The sequence below is a fragment of the Iodidimonas sp. MBR-22 genome (assembly GCF_029946565.1).
Taxonomy (GTDB): domain Bacteria; phylum Pseudomonadota; class Alphaproteobacteria; order Sphingomonadales; family Rhodothalassiaceae; genus Iodidimonas; species Iodidimonas nitroreducens.
The window spans coordinates 1-2,366 of record NZ_JARKVQ010000035.1 but is presented as its reverse complement, the minus strand read 5'-3'; the positions used below and the strand labels follow the sequence as shown (position 1 = coordinate 2,366).

Genomic DNA, 2,366 nt, shown 5'->3' with positions numbered 1-2,366 from the left:
CACCGGAAAACACGAACCAAATGGTGCTGCAATGGCAGTGAATTTAAACCGGACAGCAGTGGGTCAAGCCCGGGGTGACGGAAGAAAAACAGCCCGGGGTGGCGAAGGGGGGGGGCGGGCAAAAAAAGAAAGGGTGGCCAAAGCCACCCTTTCCCACAGTTCAGAGCGATAAGCTGTTAAAGCTGATCAGTTAGGTTGGGTCCAATCGGTGGTGCTGTTCACGGCGCCATCGGCATTGAACATCAGGCGACGAATTTCAAGACCCGTTGCGGCCCCCTGTTCAACGGTGAAGCTGACCGTGCCACGGGTGATAGTAATGGCATCGGGATCGAGCAGACCGGCATCGGCCATGGCATCCCCAAGGGCAACAGCGCTGATTTGCAGTTCGCCACCGGCTGTGACGCCAGAGGTGAGACCAGCAGCATTGAGATTAAAATCTTCAATGTCGGTGGCTGTGGAGTTCAGGTCACGAACAGTGGCAAAAACCTGCGCATCCGCATCGAGATTGGTGAAGCGGAAGATGTTGTTGAGATTGGCAGGCTCCAGCGCCACCCAATCGAATTTATTGCTCGCCGTACCATCACGCACGATTTCAGCGAAAGTACCTGTGCCTTCGATGGGATCAACATCAGGCGAATTGACGGTGACATCAGCAGAGAAGGCTTGAGCCGAAACAGATACACCAGTTTCCGGATCAGTATCGCCAGCCAGTTCCACGATAACGCCATGTGTACCAAGGCCGAGGTTTGCGCCAGCTACTTCAAAAGCTGTTTTGCCAGCATTAAGCGGAACGGCGACACCACCAACAGTGAACTGATCAATACCTGCCACGGATACACCGGAGATGGAGAGATCAAGGTCGGTCGGTCCAGTGATGGTTGTGCCGGTCAGATCACTCATATTATTGCCAGCGGCAATGGTGATCTCACCGATCTTCGCATCAAACACAGTGCCCGCACCTGCGACCTTGAACTGTGTGAAAGATTTTGTAGTAGGTGTACCAAGCGCCAACGTGACAGCATCGCCAGTTTCTGCGCCGGTGTCGTCGGCGGCAACAGTGAACGCCGGGCCGACTTCAACCAATGTACCGCCATTGATAGCATAAGCCGTCTCGGCCGCAAGAGTGGACGTAACGGTGGTGACGCCAACCGAGAAGTTGGCCGAGCCGACGGCGGTCAGCGCGAAGGGAACGGCAATTTCAAGAACGCCGCCGAGTCCAGCGCCATCGCAATTCTGGATATTGGCGACTTCGAAGGTGATGGTGTTGGCGGTGGAACCCGCGGAAACAGCCTGCGCGCCAACGGCGCAGGAGTTATCGCCGGTATCCGTCACGGCTGTCTGGTTGACGGGGTTGCCGAACACCGCGCCTTGCAGGTTCACTTTCACGAAGCCAGCGGTGCTCAGGCCAGCCACGCCCCAGGGATTGGTGCCCGTGTTGGCCGGTGTGATGGTGAATGAGAGTGTACCGCTTTGGCCAGCAAGAACAGCGGTATCGACCAGATTCACTTCCGCTGCGACGTTACCATTGCTGGTCACCGCAAGGGTGATCGTATCGGTTGCCTGCGCGAACGCAGTTCCGGCCGAGAGCGCCACAATGGCGCCGGATAAGGCCAGTTTATTGAGAGTTTTCATCGTGTGTCCGTCCTTGTTTAAGGTTAGGTCCATCTTGCGTCGAGAGCGGTTTGTTCAATTCAGTTGGTTCGAGTGCTATTCTGACGCGAGCATGTCGCTAAACACAGCGCTCATCCCCTCTCAGCATGATGTAAAGTAGTTAGAATGAAAGCTTGGCCGGTGTCAAGCCATGGGAAAGCTTGAATGGTGACTTTTTTTTTCAGCATCTTATCCTAAATTTTACCTTTTGGATCGGGAGGGTCGTCTATCGCGTTTTTGGCGCCATTGATGGCATCGGGGTCGATATGTTCGGCATAATGGCGCAAAAGCAGATCAGGCCCCAAAAGCAGGGTGAGGCCATAGCGCTTTTCATGCTGCCATTGCACCCGGGCGGCAAATTCTCCCAGATTGGGGATATCGAGGATCAATTCCTCGCCCAGAACAAGGGGCGCGGGGCTGGCGATATGGGTGCCTGCCCAGGACACATCCAGAATATCGCAGGACCAGATTTGCTCATTCTCGGTAATGATGCAGGCGGGCCAGGACACATTCATCCGCAGATCATGGCGGCGATCATCGTGATCATTGCTCATTATTATGGCCTATTCTTGTTCCGGCGCCCCCTGCGCCCGGATCTTCATGCACGGAGTTTGGTTAAGACTGGACCCTGGGTCAAGCCCGGGGTTGTCTGTTTAAAATCTGGTAATCATAGCGTGCTGGCAGTGATAATGCCGGTATCGGATCGGGGAGGCCTC

Annotated in this window: 2 protein-coding genes; both read right to left on the bottom strand. The window is 55.2% G+C overall.

Annotation, left to right across the window (positions count from 1 at the left end):
- Positions 1 to 186 precede the first annotated feature (186 nt).
- Positions 187 to 1,632 carry a hypothetical protein gene (locus tag QK300_RS13495; RefSeq protein WP_281302334.1) on the bottom strand — a complete coding sequence of 482 codons (1,446 nt, stop codon included), beginning with the start codon at positions 1,630 to 1,632 and terminating at the stop codon, positions 187 to 189.
- A 212-nt stretch (positions 1,633 to 1,844) separates the two neighbouring features.
- Positions 1,845 to 2,204: a PilZ domain-containing protein gene (locus tag QK300_RS13490; RefSeq protein ID WP_281302333.1), complete on the bottom strand. Its 360-nt coding sequence runs from the start codon at positions 2,202 to 2,204 to the stop codon at positions 1,845 to 1,847.
- Positions 2,205 to 2,366 lie beyond the last annotated feature (162 nt).